Here is an 18,251-nt window from a genome sequence, read left to right as displayed (position 1 = left end):
GTTTTTTCATCTTAATCTTCTTTGCGCATTATAACGTCACGTCATTTTCATCGGCCACCAAACGGATACGATATCGTAAAGTTCCGATCCAGGTAGCTATTAATATCCATCCGATAACAGCGGTGTAAAACACAGGACGCATATTATTGTCCATGTCTAAACTGCCAATCGTAGAATTCCCGCCACTCCCAGGATGTAAGGAGTCCGTCATTTTAGGTAAAATGTAGATCAACACAATCATGACAGGAAATGCGAAAATATTATAAATAGCGGAAATTTTTGCGCGTTTTTGCTCTTCTTCTAACGCATTTCGCAATACTAGATAAGCCAAGTACATTAAAGTTGCGATAGCTGATCCGTTTAATTTTGGATCGTTAGGCCATGGATCTCCCCAGGTTATATTCGCCCAAAGCATTCCTGTAAGCAGGCCTAATCCGCAAAAAAGAATCCCTGTATTTACGGCTTCCACGGCAATCAAATCGTGTTTTCTGTCCGATGATCCTAGATATTTCACGCTATAGACAACGGAAATGAGGTACATCATGATCATTGCGAACCACATTGGTACGTGAAAGTAAACGTTGCGAATGGTTTCATTCAAAATCGGTAATTCGGGAACAGGACCTAATAACCCGGCAACGATGGAACTCGCTACCATCACTACTCCCAAAATTTTCCACCAATTGTTTCTCATATCGTTTTAAAGATACCCTTGTTTTAATCCCGCCAAAGGTACGGAAATAACAATAAAGATATGGCAATCGTAATCACATTAATTGCAATCAGCACAAGCAGTTCGTTGGTGCTCATTGCGCGTTCCAAACCTAACATGGATTGTCTGGACAGCTTGATCAACACGATCAATAGCGGAATGATTACCGGAAAACTTAAGATCGACATGATCGTGCTGTTGTTTCCGGTTTTAGCACTTATTGCGGAAACCATGGTGAAAACGGAGGAGAAACTTAGCGCACCAAGTAACACTGCCGTGAAGTAAAGTATTAAATCTTCGATGGGATTTTTGAAAATGGTACTATATGCCACGAAAGCAACCAAAGATATCGCAATCATCAGTAATGCGTGGTAGAGTATTTTGGACAAAACCAACGCTTTAGGATTGACCAAGTGGTAATAGTATAGGAAGCGATGTTGTGTTTCTTGCGCGAAACCGCGTGTAATTGCCGTAATTGATGCAAACAACAAAATAATCCAAAACAAGGCATTCCAAACGACGGAATCCACCGAGTTGAATGCTTGATAGCAAACAAATACGGTGGATACCACATATAGTAAGATGCTGTTGAGTGCAGATTTGGATCTCCACTCTAATTTCATCTCCTTAGCAACTAAAATGCGTACTTGTTTCCACAAATCCATACCATGCAAAGATAATAAGGAATGCGTAGCTGCACGCTACTTATTGCTCAAAATGTTCTGCTTACGCTTTATTAATTTCAGATTTTGCTTTAGAAGCATATTCTGCAGAAATATCTTTTGCGGATCCCGCTGCTTCCGAAGCTTTTTCAGCCCATTCGTTTGCTTTGATCGCTGCTTTATCGATTACGCTTTTACTCGCGTCTTTTGCCTTACTTCTTAATTCATCTAAATCTTGTTTAGCCGATTTAGCAAACTCTTTTGCGCGCTTAGCTTCTTTTTTCGATAAACTTTTAACGGAGTTGGTCAGATCTTTTAAACTTTTGTTTGCACAATCCAATTGTTTCTTTCCGTCCTCAGTAGCGAATAAATAATAAGCCGCTGTTCCTGCTGCTAATCCCAATAATGCGAAGGCTACTATTCCGTTTTTACTTTTCATGCTTTCTATCTTTTAATAGTCAAAAATTCTGTTGTTCGATGTAAATTTCTAACAACAATCGGTTCAAAAGGTTTGAAGAAAAGTAAAATTAACGAATTTTAACCTACTAGCGTGTCTAAAGACTGTAGCGAGTATAAGTGATGATACAATCCAGTCCCTTTTGCCATCAACTCCTGATGATTGCCCGAATCGGTAACGTATCCATTTTCAACAACTAGAATGGTGTCTGCGTCGCGTACAGTCGATAAACGATGGGCGATGATGATCGAAGTCCGATCGCGCATTAATTCTTCAAGCGCAAGTTGTACTAATCGTTCAGATTCAGAATCTAAAGAAGAGGTCGCTTCATCAAGTATCAAAATTGAAGGATCTTTCAATAAAGCGCGTGCTATAGCAATCCGCTGGCGCTGTCCACCCGACAATTTCACGCCGCGTTCGCCAACAAGCGTTTGGTAGCCTTCCGGAAAGCTCATGATAAAATCATGTGCGTTTGCACGTTTCGCAGCCGACATGATGTGGTCGAGATCCGAGCCAAGTTTACCATAACCAATATTTTCAGCGATCGTTCCCCCAAAAAGCAACACATCTTGTGGAACGATTGCTACTTGATTGCGGATATCCGTCAGATCGTAGTTTTTCGCTGGCAAACCATCGTAAGAGATTTTTCCCGCGCTTGGTTCATAAAACTGAAGGATTAAAGAAGCAATGGTGGATTTCCCAGTGCCGCTCGGCCCGACAATTGCCAATTTTTGTCCGGCGCTAATCTGAAATGAAATGTCTTTTAATGTCTGAATATCAGGGCGCGTTGGATAAGAAAACATAACATGATCAAAACTTACATCGCCACGAATACGTTTCGTAATCGTTTTATTATGTTCAGAAATTTCTAATTTTTCTTGCTTTTCGCGCAAGATTTCCAAAACCCGTTCGCTGGAACCAATAGCGCGTTGCACGTTGGCATACAGCTCAGGGAAACTGCCCATGGATCCGGCAACAAACATGGAGTAAAGGATGTACGTGGTTAATCCGCCAACTGTGATTTCGCCACTGGCAACCAAAGTCGCTCCATACCAAATTACCACAATTACTGCCCCGAACACGCAGAAGATAATAAACGATGCGAAGATGCCACGAAATGTGGCGCCTCGAACTGCCAAGCGTACTACATCACGTAATTTGCATGCATAGCGCGTGGTTTCGTAAAATTCGTTCACAAACGCTTTCACGTTAGAAATTCCCATCAATGTTTCTTGCACAACCGCATTGGAATCGGCCAGTTTATCTTGTGTTTCCTTCGAGATTTTACGAATAAAACGACCGAAGATCAATCCCGTTAAAACGATAACCGGCAGAATCGCCAAATTCATCAACGCCAACTTCGGTGATACAAAAATCAACAAAGCAACACCGAAAGCCAAACTGATGCTTTGGCGAAGAAGCTCGGCCAAAGTGGTGGTCATGGTGTCTTGAACTTGGGAAAGATCAGAAGAAATTCGGCTATTTAACTCGCCTACACGACGATTTGCGAAGAAATCCATCGGTAAAGAAACCAATTTGTTGAACACATCTTGCCGAATGGTAGCCAACGCTTTTTCGGCAACTTCAACAAATAAACGAATGCGGAAAAAGGAAATAATGGATTGGAACAGTAAAATCGACATCGAGATAAAGCCGATCTGTAAAATGCTTGCCGGCAACCAATCGTATGTTTGTTTGCCTTGCGCGGCATCGATCATCGCACCCAGCAATGCCGGGAATGTCAACATGGTTAAGCTCGATAAAATGAGGAAAATCATTCCCCAAATAAACTTGAACCGATAAGGATAGATGTATTTAAAGATCTCATATCCTTTCTTCAGTACGTCTAAATTCAATTTCGGCTTCGGTAAATCATCCCCACAAGTATCGCCGCTATTCAATCGTTGTCTCGCCATGTCACTGTACTCTTCCCGTTTTTATGGAATGCACAAAGATAATTATTACGCTAGCGCTAACCTATCAGAGTTTCGTCAATTTTTAGGTTGCTGTTTTCTAAGGTAAAAAACATAAGAAGCCAATCCAATGATTAGCAGAAAACATAGGTAAAGCCAAATGTCACTTTGATGTTCACCTTCGTCTAAGTTGTTGATTTGTGTACGGAGTTTGTCGTTTTCGGTTTGCAATTTGGTAATCGTGCGCATATATGCCGACGATTGTGTGTCGTATTCACTCGCTAATTTTTGGAAATGTTCTTTCTCAAAATCCTTCAGACTGAGTAGTTTCTGTGTTTCTAGAAAGATGTGGTTATCATTAATCACTACTGATTTCAGAATATCGATCGATTGTTGCATATCACGCTTCGTTTTGAAAATGCCGAACACGCCAGATTTCTTTAATACGGATTGATCAAATTCTCCGAACTTCTGTTTTCGTTGTTCCAGCAAATTATTGACTTTCGCACGTTGGGTTTCGTAGGACAATGAATCTACGGTGCTTTTTATTTGCGCATAAGCTGGAATTGACCCAAGGCAGAAAATACAGAACAAAACGGCGCCGAATAGTCGATATGATCGATTGCAGATTATTTTCATGACAGAAAAATTTAAGATAAAACGGAAGTGTTTAGAATTTGTTGGCGAATTCTACGAGAATACTTTCATCTTGGTGTAAGCCAAGCAGGTTGCTGGCGTGTCCCTTATTAATCGCGATTTCCAGGAAATTACTGATTCCAAATAGACAAAGCTTTTCGCCTTCGGAAACTTCATTATAATGCCAACTTAAGTGATTAATGGTTTCATTGCGTTTGAAGCGCAGGATAAAACCTCTTCCAGCTTGTACGCGATTGAACAAATCCTTGCTGATGTTGCTTATCACATTTCCGAAAGAATCGATGTAGGTAACATGGCCTTTAATGGTGTCGGCAGTGTACACAGGTTGCAAAGTTCCTTTTAATACAGGTGTGTCAATTACCAATCCGATTTCCTGTAGACTACCTCCGCTGGCGATATGACAAGCCGCTTTCGTCAGGATATCCGCAAGCGGGAAGTGTAAATACCGCAAATCCTGCATGATGTTGATTTCAATGACTTCATCAGCTGGCTCATCAGCCAAAATAATTCCGAAAATCCCATTATCCGGTCCTACAAAATAATGACCCCGGAATTTCATAGCAATATATCGAGAACCTTCTTGAAAAACGGTGTCAATCCCGATTAGGTGTACTGTTCCAGGCGGGAAATAGCGATATGCATTATTGATAACAAATGCAGCGTGTTGAATATTGAACGACGGGATTTCGTGGGTAATGTCAACAAGGCGCACATCCGGCAATAGGGATATGATGCTGCCTTTGAGTGCAGCTTGGTAAAAATCCTGATGTCCTAAATCTGTTGTTAAAGTAATTACGCCCATATGCAAAGCCTGAAATGGATGATTCAGCCGTTTTCCGCTTTTGGTAGATGGAGCTGCCCTCACTCATAACATGAGCTCCGATCTAAGCTACAAAAGTAACAAAATCTGCCACCATGCACAGTGCAGTCTGCTAATATCTTTGCACACCCTTTGTTAATAAAAATAAAAGATCATTCACGTACAAAGTAAACGGAAGAATGTTATTTTAGTAAACAGAAGTGTAAGCAGTTTGCAAACCGTAACAAAGGATAAATTTGAGTGAGCTAATAATTCGTCTAGATGATGTCAATCTAGTAACCTTGTGGGGAGCCCACAACGAAAATTATGAATTTTTGAAGAAGGTGTTTCCTAAGTTGCGTTTAATCGCGCGCGGTGACGAGCTGAAGGTTTTGGGAGAAGAGAAAGAACAGTTGCTATTTAATAAAACTTTCGAGAAAGTTTTATTGCATGTGCAGCGATTACAAAACTTGTCGGCTTTGGATTTGGAAAGCATCGTGAGCGATGTGGTTCCTGCGCCGGTAGTGAATTCAGCAGCGAAGGAAGTCGCGGCGATTGCCGATCCGACTATGGCACGCGGAGAACCCATCGTGTATGGTCCGAACGGAATTATCGTGCGAGCGCGTACGCCAAACCAGCGTAAGATGGTGGATAGTATCAGCAAGAGCGATATTCTTTTTGCGATTGGTCCTGCCGGAACAGGAAAAACGTATACTGCTGTAGCGTTGGCGGTGCGTGCTTTGCGTAACAAAGAAATAAAACGTATTATCTTGACGCGCCCAGCGGTGGAGGCAGGAGAGAATTTGGGTTTCCTTCCAGGGGATCTTAAAGAAAAAGTAGATCCGTATTTGCGCCCTTTGTACGATGCATTGGATGATATGATTCCAGTCGAAAAGCTAAAAGGGTATTTGGAAAATCGCACGATTGAAGTGGCGCCGCTGGCGTTTATGCGCGGTCGAACGTTGGACAATTGTTTTGTAATTCTTGATGAAGCACAGAATGCGACCGATATGCAGTTAAAAATGTTTTTAACGCGGATGGGGCCGACAGCGAAGTTTATTGTAACAGGCGATTTAACGCAAATCGATCTACCGAAAAAATCACAATCCGGCTTGGCTACCGCCGTCAATATTTTAGATAACATTGAAGGAATCGATATTGTACATTTGACGGGATCGGATGTGGTTCGACATAAGTTGGTAAAACGTATTTTGGAAGCTTACGGCGATATCAAAGCGTAATTTTTACGCGTTTTGCCGCAAACTTTCGTATTTTAGTCCTTTCGATCGCGAGTTCCGTTTGAAGCGGAAATCTAAACCGCTATGTCAATGAATGCTTTAAAAGAAACAAACTTTAATTTCCAAAATCAAACGGCATTTTACCGAGGTAAAGTGCGTGATGTGTATACCATCAACAACGAATATTTAGTCATGGTGGCATCCGATCGCATTTCTGCGTTCGATGTCGTTTTGCCACGACCAATTCCTCATAAAGGACAAGTGCTCAACCAAATCGCAGCCAAATTTTTGGCGGCTACAAAAGATATTCTGCCAAATTGGGTCGTAAGCACACCGGATCCAAGCGTTACCATCGGTCATAGCTGTGAGCCGTTTAAGGTAGAAATGGTTATCCGCGGATACTTATCTGGTCATGCGTGGCGTACGTATCGCGATGGTGGCCGAGTATTGTGTGGAGAAATTTTGGCGGATGGTTTACGTGAAAACGATAAACTTCCCGAGCCAATCATCACACCAACGACGAAGGCGGCGGTCGGCCATGATGAAGATATTTCCCGCGCTGATATTTTGGCAAAAGGAATTGTGAGTGAAGAAGATTATGTGCAGTTAGAAGCTTATACCAAAGCATTGTTTCAACGTGGAACTGAAATCGCTCGCGAGCGCGGTTTAATCTTGGTGGATACCAAATACGAATTTGGGAAAAAAGACGGTCAGATTTATTTGATCGATGAAATCCATACACCGGATTCATCTCGCTATTTTTATGCGGAAGGCTACGAAGAGCGCCAAGCTGCGGGCGAAGCCCAAAAGCAACTGTCGAAAGAATTTGTTCGTCAATGGTTAATTGAAAATGGCTTTCAGGGTAAAGATGGACAACAGATTCCGGAAATGACTGATGAGGTCGTTGCTTCAATTTCGGAGCGTTACATTGAACTTTATGAACATATTACAGGCGAATCGTTCGTTTATCCGGAAGCGGGCGAAGTAAACGATCGCGTACAAAAAAATGTAGATCAAGCATTGGCAGAAATTCTGTCTTAAGAAAGGATAAGCTATGAAATTCACAGTAGAGAAGGGCGAACGTTTTGTGGTTATTGAACCACATGTTACGTGTTTAGATGGTGAGGTTGCTGATAAATTGAAAGGCGAATTCATGTTGCTAAACACGGGCGGCCAACGCAATATTGTATTAGATATTAATCAGGTTCGTTCCGCGGACGAAGACGGTCTTCGCGCTGGTTTGCTAGCGAGACGTTTATGCAAATCCGTAGGCGGATTGTTTATTTTGGTAAACGTACATGAAGATGTTTTTAGCTATTTGAAAACCGTCCGTTTGGAATCTTATTTCAAAATGGCGGACGATGTGGAAGGTGCTAAGGACATGATTTTTGGTAACGAGCTTCGCTTAGATTTGCGTGGCGAAGAGGAATAATGAAGTTTTCGGTTCTCATATTAGGAAATAGCTCTGCTACGCCCATATACGAAAGGCATCCAACTGCTCAAGTGGTCAACCACAATGAGCAGTTGTTTCTGATCGATTGTGGTGAAGGTACGCAGATGCAACTTTCGCGCTATGGGATCAAAAGCAATCGGATTAACCATATTTTTATCAGCCATTTGCATGGCGATCACTATTTAGGCTTAGTCGGATTGATATCTTCTATGCATCTTGTTGGGCGCAAAACAGATCTGCATATTTACGGCCCGGCAGCTTTGCAGGAAATATTGGCGGTAAATTTCAAATATTCGGAAACTGAGCTTCGCTACAACCTTGTTTTCCATCCGACGAATCCGGAAGAATCTGAAGTGATTTTTGAAGGAAACTGCATTAGCGTACGAACTTTCCCACTTCGCCATCGAATAGCTTGCACTGGCTTTCGTTTTCAAGAATTGCCACGTCCAGCGAAGTTAAATATGGAGAAGGTGCAGCAATTGCAAATCCCCGGCCCGCTGTTAAATGGTATTAAATGGGGATTGGACTTTACCGATTTATCGGGAAATGTGCATCGTTCCGACGAGTTGACTTCGCCTGCACCTAAATCCAGAAGCTACGCATATTGCTCAGATACCGTGCGTATTCCAGACTATTTGCCTTTTATTCAAGGTGCAGATTTGCTTTACCACGAATCAACTTTCTTGCATGAAATGAGCGATCGGGCCGTTGAAACATTTCATACGACAGCCTTAGAAGCAGGCGAAATTGCAGCAGAATCCTCCGTTGGCAAACTACTTTTAGGGCATTATTCGGCGCGCTACAAAACCAAGGAGCTTGTTTTGTTGCAAGACGAAGCGCGCACCGCATTTTCAAATGCCCATTTGTCCGTAGAAGGGCATTGGTACGACGTCGATTAATTAGGAGGTCAAAAAAAATTTCTTTCATTTCGTGATATTTTCCTGATATTTACGAAATCACAATTATTCCATCTTTTCGTTAAAAATGTCATTCAATTTAGACCTCCTTTTGAGGGAAAACATAAAAAATCTGCAAGCATACTCTTCCGCAAGAGATGAGTTTGACGGGGAAGCTTCGGTGATGCTAGATGCCAATGAGAACGCATACGGATCACCAATCAGCCAATCATTCAACCGCTATCCTGATCCTTTGCAACATGCTGTAAAACAAAAGTTGTCAAAGATAAAAGGCATTGCTCCAGAACATATTTTCTTGGGAAATGGTTCGGATGAAGCTATTGATTTGCTGTTTCGTGCTTTTTGTCAGCCGGGTTTGGATAATGTGATTTTGCTGCCACCAACATACGGTATGTATGAGGTTTCTGCAAACATCAATGATGTTGCAGTGCGGAAAGTGAACTTAACGCCGGATTATCAATTAGATATCGAAGCCATCGCGGCAGCCGTCGATGGTAACACGAAAATGATTTTTATCTGTTCTCCGAATAATCCGACCGGAAACAGTATTCGTCGTCAGGATATTGAAACCGTTTTGGTGAATTTCGATGGATTGGTCGTTTTGGATGAAGCTTATATCAATTACGCAAAGCAAACATCTTTTTTGGCTGATCTTAAAGAGTTTCCAAATTTAGTGGTCTTGCAAACCTTGTCGAAAGCTTGGGGATTGGCGGCGTTGCGATTGGGAATGGCATTTGCGCATCCCAATATCATTCGTGTGTTTAACAAAATAAAACCACCTTACAATATCAATCAGGCTACACAAAACTTCGCTTTGGAAGCGTTGGAAAATGTAGAAGTAGTCAACGAATGGATTCGAGAATCTGTAGCAGAGCGGACCTTGCTTGTGGAACGTTTACAAGACATTCCGCAGATTGAACACATCACGCCCTCGGACGCTAACTTTGTGCTCGTTCGTTTGGAGCGCGCTCGTGAATTATATAAATATCTTGTTCAGCAAGGCATAATCGTTCGCGATCGTTCGACGGTCACTTTATGTGAAGGCGCTTTGCGTATGACGATCGGTACGCCGAAAGAAAATCAAATTTTACTGACAAAAATCAAAGAATTCTATACTTAAACCTTTATGGCAAATGTAGCGAAGCGCGTACTATTTATAGATCGCGACGGAACTCTAATTTTAGAACCCGAAGACGAACAAATCGATTCGTTTTCGAAGTTGAAGTTTTATCCCGGGGCCTTACAATATCTACCGAAGATTGCGAAAGAGCTGGATTTCGAGTTGGTTTTGGTAACTAATCAAGACGGATTGGGAACGGATTCTCATCCGGAAGAACATTTTTGGCCGGTACATCAATTCGTGATGAATACGTTTGCTGGCGAGGGCGTATCTTTTGCTCGCGAACATATTGACCGCACGTTTCCACATGAAAATGCGGAAACGCGTAAACCGGGCGTAGGCCTGTTGCAGGAATATTTCCACGCTGAAAACTATAACCTTCCGGAATCATTCGTAATTGGCGATCGCGTAAACGATGTGAAGTTAGCGCAGAATTTAGGTGCCAAGGCAATCTGGCTTCGCGAAAACGATACATTGGGTAAAGCGGAAAATGTGATCATCGATGCCGAAACGGTGGCACTGGAAACAACGGATTGGAAACGCATTTATGAGTTTTTAAAACTGGGAAGTCGTAAAGGCGATCACCACCGTAAAACCAACGAAACCGATATATTCATTGAAATTAATTTGGATGGCAGCGGCAAAGCTGATATCGATACCGGATTACCATTTTTCGATCACATGTTGGATCAGATTGCTCGCCATGGTGCGATGGATTTGACCGTTCGTGCGAAAGGCGATTTACATATTGACGAACACCATACCATCGAAGATACCGGAATCGCGCTGGGTGAAATTTTTGCGAAAGTGCTTGGCGATAAGCGCGGTATTGAACGCTACGCGTTTACGTTGCCTATGGATGACTGCTTAGCGCAGGTAGCCATCGATTTTGGTGGTCGTGCTTGGATTGTTTGGGATGCGGAGTTCAAACGTGAAAAAATTGGCGATATGCCAACAGAAATGTTTTTCCATTTCTTCAAGTCGTTCAGCGATGCATCGAGAACGAACTTGAACATAAAAGCTGAGGGCGATAATGAGCATCACAAGATTGAGGCAATCTTCAAGGCATTTGCCAAATCGATTAAGAAAGCTGTTCGACGTGATGTAGATAATATGCAACTGCCAAGTACGAAAGGCTTGTTGTAAGATTTTATAATTAGCAATAAATAGATGATAGGCATTGTAAACTACGGAGCTGGGAATATATTTTCGCTCACGGCCGCTTTAGTACGATGTAATTTATCGTACGGCATGATCAACGAACCATCGGATTTCGAGAAATACGATCGGATCATCATTCCTGGAGTTGGCCATGCTGGCGCGGCGATGCAAAAGTTGCAAGATTCTGGATTAGCTTCTGCTATTCTGGAGCAAACAAAGCCTGTTTTGGGGATTTGTGTTGGCATGCAATTAATGACGAGCTTTTCGGAGGAAGGATCGGCGGATTTGCTGAACGTTTTTCCAATGAAAACCTTGCACTTTCAGCACCACATCGAAGAAAAAGTGCCGCATATGGGATGGAATAGCATCCGACGTATTGGGGAATGCCCGTTGTTCGACGGTATCGCCGATGGATCGTATTTTTACTTTGTACATTCCTTTTTCATTGAGTACAACGAACAATTTACAGCTGCGGCGACGCTTTACGGAATCGATTATTCGGCAGGAATACATCGAGATAATTTCTATGGCGTGCAGTTCCATCCGGAAAAATCCGGCACCGTGGGCGAACAATTGTTGACCAATTTTGCTAAGCTATAAGCATTCATGCTTACACTATAATTTATTATTCACTATTTTTGAAGGATACTTCATTATTAACTTTTGATTGATACGACTATGTATATAATACCAGCCATCGATGTTTTAGATAAAAAAGTGGTTCGCTTACGCGAAGGGAATTACGAAGACGTTACGCATTACGAAATCTCTTTGGAAGAACAGATCGAGAAATATCATGCGAACGGTACCGAAATCGTGCATATCATTGATTTGAATGGTGCAAAAGGTGATTTTTCGAATCAAGAATACCTTTTTGAGGTGTTAAGAAAGACGGAGATGAAAGTGCAGTACGGCGGTGGCGTTAGAAGCATTGAAAAGGTAAAAGAGCTGGTGGATGCAGGCGTACATCGTGTAATCGTAGGTACACAAGCGATTACCAACCCAAGTTTTTTGGAGGAATTGAGCGTATTGAATGAAGGTCGTGTAAAATATGCGGATCACATTGTTATTGCAATCGACGTGTTGGATGAGGTTATTAAGTATTCGGGTTGGTTGGAAAGCTCGCCAATTAAATTGATTGAATATATTGATAAATGTTTGGCGTTGGGATTCTATCGTTTCCTATGTACGGACATTAGCAAAGATGGAAAATTGGGCGGAGCAGGCGTAGAATTGTATCAACGTTTGTTGGATCATTCTCCAATCATCAAGCTGATCGCTTCCGGCGGTATTAGCTCAATGGAAGATATTCAAGCATTGCAAGATTTGAAAAATGTGGAATCCGTAGTTGTGGGTAAAGCCATATACGAAAACCGTATTTCCATTGAAGATATCAAAGATTGGAATCTAAAGGAATTGATTAAGTTTTAAGCTTAAGCATGTTAGCAAAACGAATTATTCCATGTCTGGATGTTAAAGATGGGCGCACTGTAAAAGGTGTCAACTTCGTCGATTTGCAAGATGCGGGCGATCCGGTGGAATTGGCGTGGCAATATTCGCAACAAGGTGCTGACGAATTGGTGTTTTTGGACATCACAGCAACGCACGAAGGGCGGAAGACGACCATTGAATTGGTAAAATCTGTTGCGCGACAAGTTAATATTCCATTCACCATCGGTGGAGGAATTAATGAACTCAAAGATGCGGACGCGCTTTTGGCTGCCGGTGCGGATAAGATTTCGATCAATTCTGCTGCAGTAAGAAATCCATCGTTAATCGATGAACTGGCTCGTTCATTTGGTAGCCAATTCGTGGTTATCGCAGTCGATACTCGATTCGTGGAAGATCGTAATTTAGTGCATTTGCGCGGCGGTCGCGAACAAACGGACGTCATTACGGAAGAATGGATTAAGGAAGCAGAAAGTCGGGGAGCAGGAGAAATCTTGCTGACATCGATGGATCACGACGGCACGAAGAATGGATTCGACAAAGGATTACTAAAACGTATTAACGATGCGGTTCGTATTCCGCTGATTGCTTCCGGCGGTGCTGGAAACAAGCAACATTTCGTGGACGTATTTCAGGAAACGGGTGTGGACGCGGCTTTGGCAGCTTCTGTTTTCCATTACGGCGAGATATTGATTCCAGATTTAAAAGAAACATTACAACAAAACCACATTGTGGTAAGATCATAATATTAGTAGGATATCGGGTTATGTATAAGGTAGATTTTTCAAAAGGTGATGGTTTAGTGCCTGTTATTGTGCAGGACGGACAAACTTTGGAAGTGTTGATGTTGGGCTACATGAACGAGGAAGCTTGGGAGAAAACGCAACGCGAACGTCGTGTTACGTTTTTTTCTAGAAGCAAATCGCGCCTTTGGACAAAAGGAGAAGAAAGCGGACATTACTTAGAAGTACAGGATATTCATGTAGATTGTGATCAAGATACGATATTAATTAAGGCAACTCCGCTCGGGCCAACTTGTCATACCGGCAGTCGCAGTTGTTTCAATACCAAGCAGAATCAAAATTTCATTTTCGAGTTGGAGCGTGTTATTCAACAACGAATCGATATTCCGGTGGAAGGATCTTACGTCAATTCGCTACGCCAAAAAGGCTTAAATAAAATTGCGCAGAAAGTCGGTGAGGAAGCAGTTGAAACAGTGATTGCGGCTTTAGCGGAAACCGAGCAAGATTTTATCAACGAATCATCGGATTTGGTTTTCCACTTATTGGTCTTGTTGAAAGAAAAAGGTTTGGGCTTACGCGAAATTGCTGCAAACCTAGCTTCCCGTCATCAGTAAGTCCAATTTTAGGATAGCGCTAGCAGATTCTTTCCATCTTTACAGCGAAGCCTTATCTTTGTGCTTATGCTGAACGTTACGTTATCACAAACCCTTCGCGGGCATCAGAATCCTATTTTCACCTTAGCCAAAGGCGGAAACAATACGTTGTTTTCGGCGGGAAACGACAAAGGTGTTGTCGAATGGGATTTAGATACGATGCAATTCAAACGTGTTTTATGTTCCGTTAATCATTCGGTATATATTCTTTATCGTTTGCCGGACACGGATTTGCTAGCCATTGGTTTGCGCTCGGGTGAGATTATGATTGTGGATTATATTGCGCAGAAGCTCGTTGCGAAGATGAAAACCGAATCTGGCGCTGTATTTTCTTTGTTGGCTTTAAAAGAGAAATCTGAACTGATCGCTATCGGTGAGGAGGGTGTTGCTTATGTGTATGATATGAGCAACTTTCAGCAACTGTACCGATTCCGCGTTTCTTCGGATACGGTGCGCACGATTGCCACGAATGCTGCTGAGTCAGCCGTTTATTTTGGCGATAAATCCGGTATGATTTATAAGTACAACGGTGCGGATTATCAACCGTTGCAGAAAGCCTTAATCCATAGCATGCCGGTGACGAGTTTGTTGGTGCGCGATAAGCAGCTTTATTCTGGAGGCCGTGATGCGAAGTTATATACATTGTCCACCGAAGATTTGAAAGTGGAACACGAGCTTACTCCGCATATGTTCACCGTTTATGGCATTGTTTCGAATGCTGATCAAAGTCAAATTGCTACCGCAAGCCGGGATAAAACATGGAAAATTTGGGATCCTGAAAGTTTAAGTTTGCTGAAAAACGTAGGGATTGACCGAGGTTATGATAGCCATAGCTTATCCATCAATACCATTCTCTGGGATCAGCAAACGATTTTTACTGCTGGCGACGATAAGTCGGTTAAAGTTTGGAATATAGATTAAATCGCGGAAGCTTTCAGCAAAATCTCGATAGCCTGTTGCAAATATTTGTCATCGATCTCATCAAAACTATTCAAATCGGCGCTATCTACATCCAATACGCCAAGGCATTGATTTTCGTAGGTTAATGGCAATACAATTTCCGATTTTGATAAGGAACTGCAGGCAATATGTCCGGGAAATGCATCGACGTCTGGAACAATAAGAGTTTTGTTTTCTGCCCAAGCCGTACCGCAGACGCCACGATTGTGCGCGATTCTAGTACAAGCTACTGGACCTTGAAATGGGCCCAATACCAATTCATTTTCTTTGACTAAGTAGAAGCCAACCCAAAAGAAGTTAAACTGCTCTTTCAGCGCAGCAGCAAGATTAGCCATATTGGCTACAAAATCGCTTTCATAATCTATCAGCGCTTTAATCTGTGGGATCAATGCCTGATATTGCTCTTCTTTCGTGCCGTTGGATCGTACTAAATCTTCTGCCATAAAATCGACTACCTATAACTTTTTCAATGCCGCTTTGATCAATCCTTCCACGGTAAGATCCTCTGCCGACAACAAAACCTGTTGAATCACCTTTTCCACCTGTTGTTTCGAGAAACCGAGCATGATTAATGCCGAAGATGCTTCCTCGTGCGTAGATAGGCTTGGCGCTTGTTCCATCAACAAGGCGTTCGGACCTTCTTTCTTTAGCTTATCCTGCAACTCCAGAATAACGCGTTGCGCTGTCTTTGGACCAATTCCTTTTATTCGTTGAATAACCGCAACCTGGCCTTGCACAATGGCATTTTGGATTTCTTCCGGTGTGATGGATGACAACATCATCCGTCCGGTGTTCGGACCAATGCCGGAAACGGAAATCAAATGATTGAATAGATGGCGCTCGCTTTCCGTTGCAAAACCATACATCGTTTGAGAATCCTCCCGAACTTGAAAAGAAATGAAAATTTTGCATCGCTCCACTTCCTTAATTTGACTATAAGTGGTTAAGGAAATGTGGACATGATAACCCACGCCACCCACGTCGATAATGACGTGGGTAGGGGATTTAAGTACCAATTGTCCGTCGAGGTATTCGTACATATATTTTTGCTTTTCGCTTACGCTTGTTTATCGTTCGCTTGCGCGTCGACAACCGCAATTTTTACCATGTTAACAATCTCACGCACCGAACTATCCAATTGCAATACGTGGATTGGTTTGTTCATACCCAATAAGATTGGACCAACTGCTTCCGCTTCGCCAACTTCTTGCAACAATTTGTATGCAATGTTGCCGGATTCCAAATTCGGGAAGATCAGGGTGTTTGCTGCTTCGCCATTCAACTTGCTGAAAGGGAAGTTCGCGTTTAACATATCTTTGTTCAATGCAAAATTCGCTTGAACATCCCCATCAACGATCATATCCGGTTCCTTTTCGTGCAACAATTTCACCGCTTCGCGGACTTTGTTAGCAACCTTTCCGTCGGTTGAACCGAAGTTTGAGTAAGATAGCATCGCAATGCGAGGCGTAATGTTGAAACGTTCTTTTACCGCTTTATTAACCAGTACCGTGATTTCAGCTAACTGCTCTGCAGTAGGGTCTTCGTTCATCGTGGTATCCGCCAGGAAGATTGGTCCTTTTTTCGTCAACATCATGTACATGCCGGCAACGCGACTTCCTGATTTTGCTCCGATCACTTGCAAAGCAGGACGAATAGTGGACGGATAAGTGCGCGTTAATCCGGAGATTAGCGTATCCGCATGACCAAATTCCACCATGGATGCAGCATAATAATTACGATTACTGCGCATTAATTTCTCTGCTTCCAAGCGACTGATTCCGCGACGCTGACGTTTCGTGAACAAATGATCCACATATTGCTTAAACGTATCGCTTTTTACTTGCTTACTCGGATCAACGATTTGAACACCTTCTAATTCAAATGCATATTCCTCAATAATGTGACGAATGCGTTCTTCGTCGCCCAAAAGAATCGGATGCGCAATGCCTTCTTCTTTGACAATTTGTGCAGCACGCAAGGTTTTATAATTATCCGCTTCCGCGAAAACTACGCGTTTAGGATTGTTTTGAGCGCGTGCGGAAAGCGTGCGCATAATGCCATCATCTTTTCCTAAGCGCTTGCGCAATTCCGTTTTATATTCGTCCCAGTTTTCGATGGTTTTGCGAGCAACACCAGATTCAATGGCTGCCTTTGCTACCGCTACCGAAACTTCAGTAATCAAACGCGGATCGGTTGGTTTTGGAATCACATATTCTTCACCGAAACGTAAGTTGTTGGTATTATATGCTTGGTTTACTTCCTCCGGAACAGGTTCTTTCGCCAATCTTGCAATCGCGTGTACCGCAGCGATTTTCATTTCCTCGTTGATGGATGTTGCACGAACATCTAATGCACCGCGGAAAATATATGGGAAACCTAAAACGTTATTCACTTGATTCGGGAAATCAGAACGTCCCGTTCCCATAATCATATCGTTTCTAGTTGCACAAGCCAATTCGTAAGCAATTTCCGGATTTGGATTTGCCATGGCCAAAACAATCGGTTTCGGAGCCATGCTTAATAGCATTTCCGGCGTTAGCACATCTGCTGCAGAAAGACCAATGAACACATCACTATCCTTTACCGCATCTGCCAAAGTATGCAAATCGCGATCGGTTGCCCATTCTGCCTTCGTCGCATCTAGGTTCTCACGATCGCTGCGGATAACACCTTTGCTATCCAACATTACAATGTTTTCTTTCTTCGCACCAACGGCAATGTACATAGCAGTACAAGAAATAGCAGCAGCACCAGCACCATTAACCACGATTTTTACTTGGCTAATGTCTTTTTGAAGCAATTCACAGGCATTGATCAACGCAGCTCCCGAAATAATCGCTGTTCCGTGCTGATCATCGTGCATAACGGGAATATTCATCTCCGCTTTCAAACGACGCTCAATTTCAAAACATTCCGGCGCTTTAATATCTTCTAAATTGATACCTCCGAAAGTCGGCTCTAAAGCTTTAACGATTTTCACAAATTCGTCAACATTCTTAGTATCCAGTTCAATGTCGAACACGTCGATATCCGCAAAGATTTTAAACAATAAACCTTTACCTTCCATTACCGGTTTTCCGGCTTGAGCACCAATATCGCCCAATCCAAGTACCGCAGTACCATTGGAAATTACTGCTACTAAATTCCCTTTTGCGGTGTATTTGTATGCATCTTCTGGGTTTTCGGCAATTGCCAAACATGGCTCCGCAACACCCGGTGAATAGGCTAATGATAAATCTCGTTGTGAACTATGTGGTTTGGTAGGGACGACTGCGATCTTGCCGGGGCGGCCAGACGAGTGATAACGTAAGGCGTCCTTTTTTCTGTTTACACTGCTCATTGAATTATTTTTTGAAG

20 protein-coding genes are annotated in these 18,251 nt (G+C 42.6%); 11 read left to right on the top strand and 9 right to left on the bottom strand.

Annotated features, from left to right (window positions below; all coding sequences use genetic code 11):
* Positions 1–28 precede the first annotated feature (28 nt).
* The 6 genes from ccsA to ACFSQ3_RS13440 form a co-directional block, all read right to left on the bottom strand.
* A complete protein-coding gene (gene ccsA, locus ACFSQ3_RS13465; protein ID WP_380870087.1) occupies positions 29–694 on the bottom strand; it encodes a cytochrome c biogenesis protein CcsA in 666 nt (221 codons plus the stop codon).
* Positions 695–717: 23 nt separating this feature from the next.
* The gene (locus ACFSQ3_RS13460) at positions 718–1,377 is read right to left on the bottom strand and encodes a heme exporter protein CcmB (RefSeq protein WP_380870086.1); all 660 of its coding nucleotides are present in this window, start codon (positions 1,375–1,377) and stop codon (positions 718–720) included.
* A gap of 61 nt (positions 1,378–1,438) precedes the next feature.
* Positions 1,439–1,813, bottom strand: coding sequence for a YtxH domain-containing protein (locus tag ACFSQ3_RS13455; protein ID WP_380870085.1), 375 nt, complete (start codon positions 1,811–1,813; stop codon positions 1,439–1,441).
* Between the two features lie 98 nt (positions 1,814–1,911).
* Entirely contained in the window at positions 1,912–3,747 is a 1,836-nt protein-coding gene (locus ACFSQ3_RS13450; RefSeq protein ID WP_380870084.1) for an ABC transporter ATP-binding protein, read from the bottom strand.
* A 75-nt stretch (positions 3,748–3,822) separates the two neighbouring features.
* The gene (locus ACFSQ3_RS13445; protein ID WP_380870083.1) at positions 3,823–4,383 is read right to left on the bottom strand and encodes a hypothetical protein; all 561 of its coding nucleotides are present in this window, start codon (positions 4,381–4,383) and stop codon (positions 3,823–3,825) included.
* A 31-nt stretch (positions 4,384–4,414) separates the two neighbouring features.
* Positions 4,415–5,203, bottom strand: coding sequence for an SAM hydrolase/SAM-dependent halogenase family protein (locus tag ACFSQ3_RS13440; RefSeq protein ID WP_380870179.1), 789 nt, complete (start codon positions 5,201–5,203; stop codon positions 4,415–4,417).
* Positions 5,204–5,457: 254 nt separating this feature from the next.
* On the opposite strand from ACFSQ3_RS13440, the gene ACFSQ3_RS13435 reads away from it, so the two are divergent.
* The 11 genes from ACFSQ3_RS13435 to ACFSQ3_RS13385 all read left to right on the top strand — a co-directional run bounded on the left by ACFSQ3_RS13435 (position 5,458) and on the right by ACFSQ3_RS13385 (position 14,855).
* Positions 5,458–6,441, top strand: coding sequence for a PhoH family protein (locus tag ACFSQ3_RS13435; protein ID WP_380870082.1), 984 nt, complete (start codon positions 5,458–5,460; stop codon positions 6,439–6,441).
* A gap of 87 nt (positions 6,442–6,528) precedes the next feature.
* A complete protein-coding gene (locus ACFSQ3_RS13430; RefSeq protein WP_380870178.1) occupies positions 6,529–7,479 on the top strand; it encodes a phosphoribosylaminoimidazolesuccinocarboxamide synthase in 951 nt (316 codons plus the stop codon).
* A 13-nt stretch (positions 7,480–7,492) separates the two neighbouring features.
* On the top strand, positions 7,493–7,870 hold the full coding sequence (locus tag ACFSQ3_RS13425) for an STAS domain-containing protein (protein ID WP_380870081.1): 378 nt from the start codon (positions 7,493–7,495) through the stop codon (positions 7,868–7,870).
* Positions 7,870–8,790, top strand: coding sequence for a ribonuclease Z (locus ACFSQ3_RS13420; RefSeq protein WP_380870080.1), 921 nt, complete (start codon positions 7,870–7,872; stop codon positions 8,788–8,790). Before ACFSQ3_RS13425 ends, ACFSQ3_RS13420 begins: the two co-directional genes overlap by 1 nt.
* Before the next feature lie 85 nt (positions 8,791–8,875).
* Positions 8,876–9,928: a histidinol-phosphate transaminase gene (gene hisC / locus ACFSQ3_RS13415; protein ID WP_380870079.1), complete on the top strand. Its 1,053-nt coding sequence runs from the start codon at positions 8,876–8,878 to the stop codon at positions 9,926–9,928.
* Positions 9,929–9,934: 6 nt separating this feature from the next.
* On the top strand, positions 9,935–11,074 hold the full coding sequence (gene hisB, locus ACFSQ3_RS13410) for a bifunctional histidinol-phosphatase/imidazoleglycerol-phosphate dehydratase HisB (RefSeq protein WP_380870078.1): 1,140 nt from the start codon (positions 9,935–9,937) through the stop codon (positions 11,072–11,074).
* A gap of 24 nt (positions 11,075–11,098) precedes the next feature.
* Complete coding sequence (hisH, locus tag ACFSQ3_RS13405) at positions 11,099–11,689, top strand: imidazole glycerol phosphate synthase subunit HisH (protein WP_380870077.1); 591 nt, start codon at positions 11,099–11,101, stop codon at positions 11,687–11,689.
* Between the two features lie 78 nt (positions 11,690–11,767).
* Positions 11,768–12,520, top strand: coding sequence for a 1-(5-phosphoribosyl)-5-[(5-phosphoribosylamino)methylideneamino]imidazole-4-carboxamide isomerase (locus ACFSQ3_RS13400; protein WP_380870076.1), 753 nt, complete (start codon positions 11,768–11,770; stop codon positions 12,518–12,520).
* 8 nt (positions 12,521–12,528) lie between these two features.
* Positions 12,529–13,284: an imidazole glycerol phosphate synthase subunit HisF gene (hisF, locus tag ACFSQ3_RS13395; protein ID WP_380870075.1), complete on the top strand. Its 756-nt coding sequence runs from the start codon at positions 12,529–12,531 to the stop codon at positions 13,282–13,284.
* A gap of 20 nt (positions 13,285–13,304) precedes the next feature.
* On the top strand, positions 13,305–13,895 hold the full coding sequence (gene hisIE / locus ACFSQ3_RS13390; RefSeq protein ID WP_380870074.1) for a bifunctional phosphoribosyl-AMP cyclohydrolase/phosphoribosyl-ATP diphosphatase HisIE: 591 nt from the start codon (positions 13,305–13,307) through the stop codon (positions 13,893–13,895).
* A gap of 66 nt (positions 13,896–13,961) precedes the next feature.
* Positions 13,962–14,855 carry a WD40 repeat domain-containing protein gene (locus ACFSQ3_RS13385; RefSeq protein WP_380870073.1) on the top strand — a complete coding sequence of 298 codons (894 nt, stop codon included), beginning with the start codon at positions 13,962–13,964 and terminating at the stop codon, positions 14,853–14,855.
* Here the strand turns inward: ACFSQ3_RS13385 and ACFSQ3_RS13380 are convergent.
* From ACFSQ3_RS13380 to ACFSQ3_RS13370, 3 genes are read right to left on the bottom strand one after another with little or no spacing between them, the layout of a single operon-like run.
* On the bottom strand, positions 14,852–15,337 hold the full coding sequence (locus ACFSQ3_RS13380; protein ID WP_380870072.1) for a GAF domain-containing protein: 486 nt from the start codon (positions 15,335–15,337) through the stop codon (positions 14,852–14,854). The two genes, ACFSQ3_RS13385 and ACFSQ3_RS13380, sit on opposite strands and share 4 nt — an antisense overlap.
* 12 nt (positions 15,338–15,349) lie before the next feature.
* Entirely contained in the window at positions 15,350–15,934 is a 585-nt protein-coding gene (gene ruvA, locus ACFSQ3_RS13375; RefSeq protein ID WP_380870071.1) for a Holliday junction branch migration protein RuvA, read from the bottom strand.
* 17 nt (positions 15,935–15,951) lie between these two features.
* Entirely contained in the window at positions 15,952–18,234 is a 2,283-nt protein-coding gene (locus ACFSQ3_RS13370; RefSeq protein ID WP_380870070.1) for an NADP-dependent malic enzyme, read from the bottom strand.
* Positions 18,235–18,251: the final 17 nt, after the last annotated feature.

It is taken from the genome of Sphingobacterium corticis (assembly GCF_042684745.1).
Taxonomy (GTDB): Bacteria; Bacteroidota; Bacteroidia; order Sphingobacteriales; family Sphingobacteriaceae; genus Sphingobacterium; species Sphingobacterium corticis.
The sequence above is the reverse complement of the archived record's forward strand: the minus strand, read 5'-3'. Positions and strand labels throughout refer to the sequence as shown.

Coding starts and splice junctions, on each gene's coding strand:
- ACFSQ3_RS13430 (WP_380870178.1), top strand. CDS start 6,529: ATGAATGCTTTAAAAGAAACAAACTTTAATTTCCAAAATCAAACGGCA.
- ACFSQ3_RS13385 (WP_380870073.1), top strand. CDS start 13,962: ATGCTGAACGTTACGTTATCACAAACCCTTCGCGGGCATCAGAATCCT.
- ACFSQ3_RS13455 (WP_380870085.1), bottom strand. CDS start 1,813: ATGAAAAGTAAAAACGGAATAGTAGCCTTCGCATTATTGGGATTAGCA.
- ccsA (WP_380870087.1), bottom strand. CDS start 694: ATGAGAAACAATTGGTGGAAAATTTTGGGAGTAGTGATGGTAGCGAGT.
- ACFSQ3_RS13450 (WP_380870084.1), bottom strand. CDS start 3,747: ATGGCGAGACAACGATTGAATAGCGGCGATACTTGTGGGGATGATTTA.
- ACFSQ3_RS13420 (WP_380870080.1), top strand. CDS start 7,870: ATGAAGTTTTCGGTTCTCATATTAGGAAATAGCTCTGCTACGCCCATA.
- ACFSQ3_RS13460 (WP_380870086.1), bottom strand. CDS start 1,377: ATGGATTTGTGGAAACAAGTACGCATTTTAGTTGCTAAGGAGATGAAA.
- hisF (WP_380870075.1), top strand. CDS start 12,529: ATGTTAGCAAAACGAATTATTCCATGTCTGGATGTTAAAGATGGGCGC.
- hisH (WP_380870077.1), top strand. CDS start 11,099: ATGATAGGCATTGTAAACTACGGAGCTGGGAATATATTTTCGCTCACG.
- hisIE (WP_380870074.1), top strand. CDS start 13,305: ATGTATAAGGTAGATTTTTCAAAAGGTGATGGTTTAGTGCCTGTTATT.
- ACFSQ3_RS13445 (WP_380870083.1), bottom strand. CDS start 4,383: ATGAAAATAATCTGCAATCGATCATATCGACTATTCGGCGCCGTTTTG.
- ACFSQ3_RS13380 (WP_380870072.1), bottom strand. CDS start 15,337: ATGGCAGAAGATTTAGTACGATCCAACGGCACGAAAGAAGAGCAATAT.
- hisC (WP_380870079.1), top strand. CDS start 8,876: ATGTCATTCAATTTAGACCTCCTTTTGAGGGAAAACATAAAAAATCTG.
- hisB (WP_380870078.1), top strand. CDS start 9,935: ATGGCAAATGTAGCGAAGCGCGTACTATTTATAGATCGCGACGGAACT.
- ACFSQ3_RS13400 (WP_380870076.1), top strand. CDS start 11,768: ATGTATATAATACCAGCCATCGATGTTTTAGATAAAAAAGTGGTTCGC.
- ruvA (WP_380870071.1), bottom strand. CDS start 15,934: ATGTACGAATACCTCGACGGACAATTGGTACTTAAATCCCCTACCCAC.
- ACFSQ3_RS13370 (WP_380870070.1), bottom strand. CDS start 18,234: ATGAGCAGTGTAAACAGAAAAAAGGACGCCTTACGTTATCACTCGTCT.
- ACFSQ3_RS13425 (WP_380870081.1), top strand. CDS start 7,493: ATGAAATTCACAGTAGAGAAGGGCGAACGTTTTGTGGTTATTGAACCA.
- ACFSQ3_RS13440 (WP_380870179.1), bottom strand. CDS start 5,203: ATGGGCGTAATTACTTTAACAACAGATTTAGGACATCAGGATTTTTAC.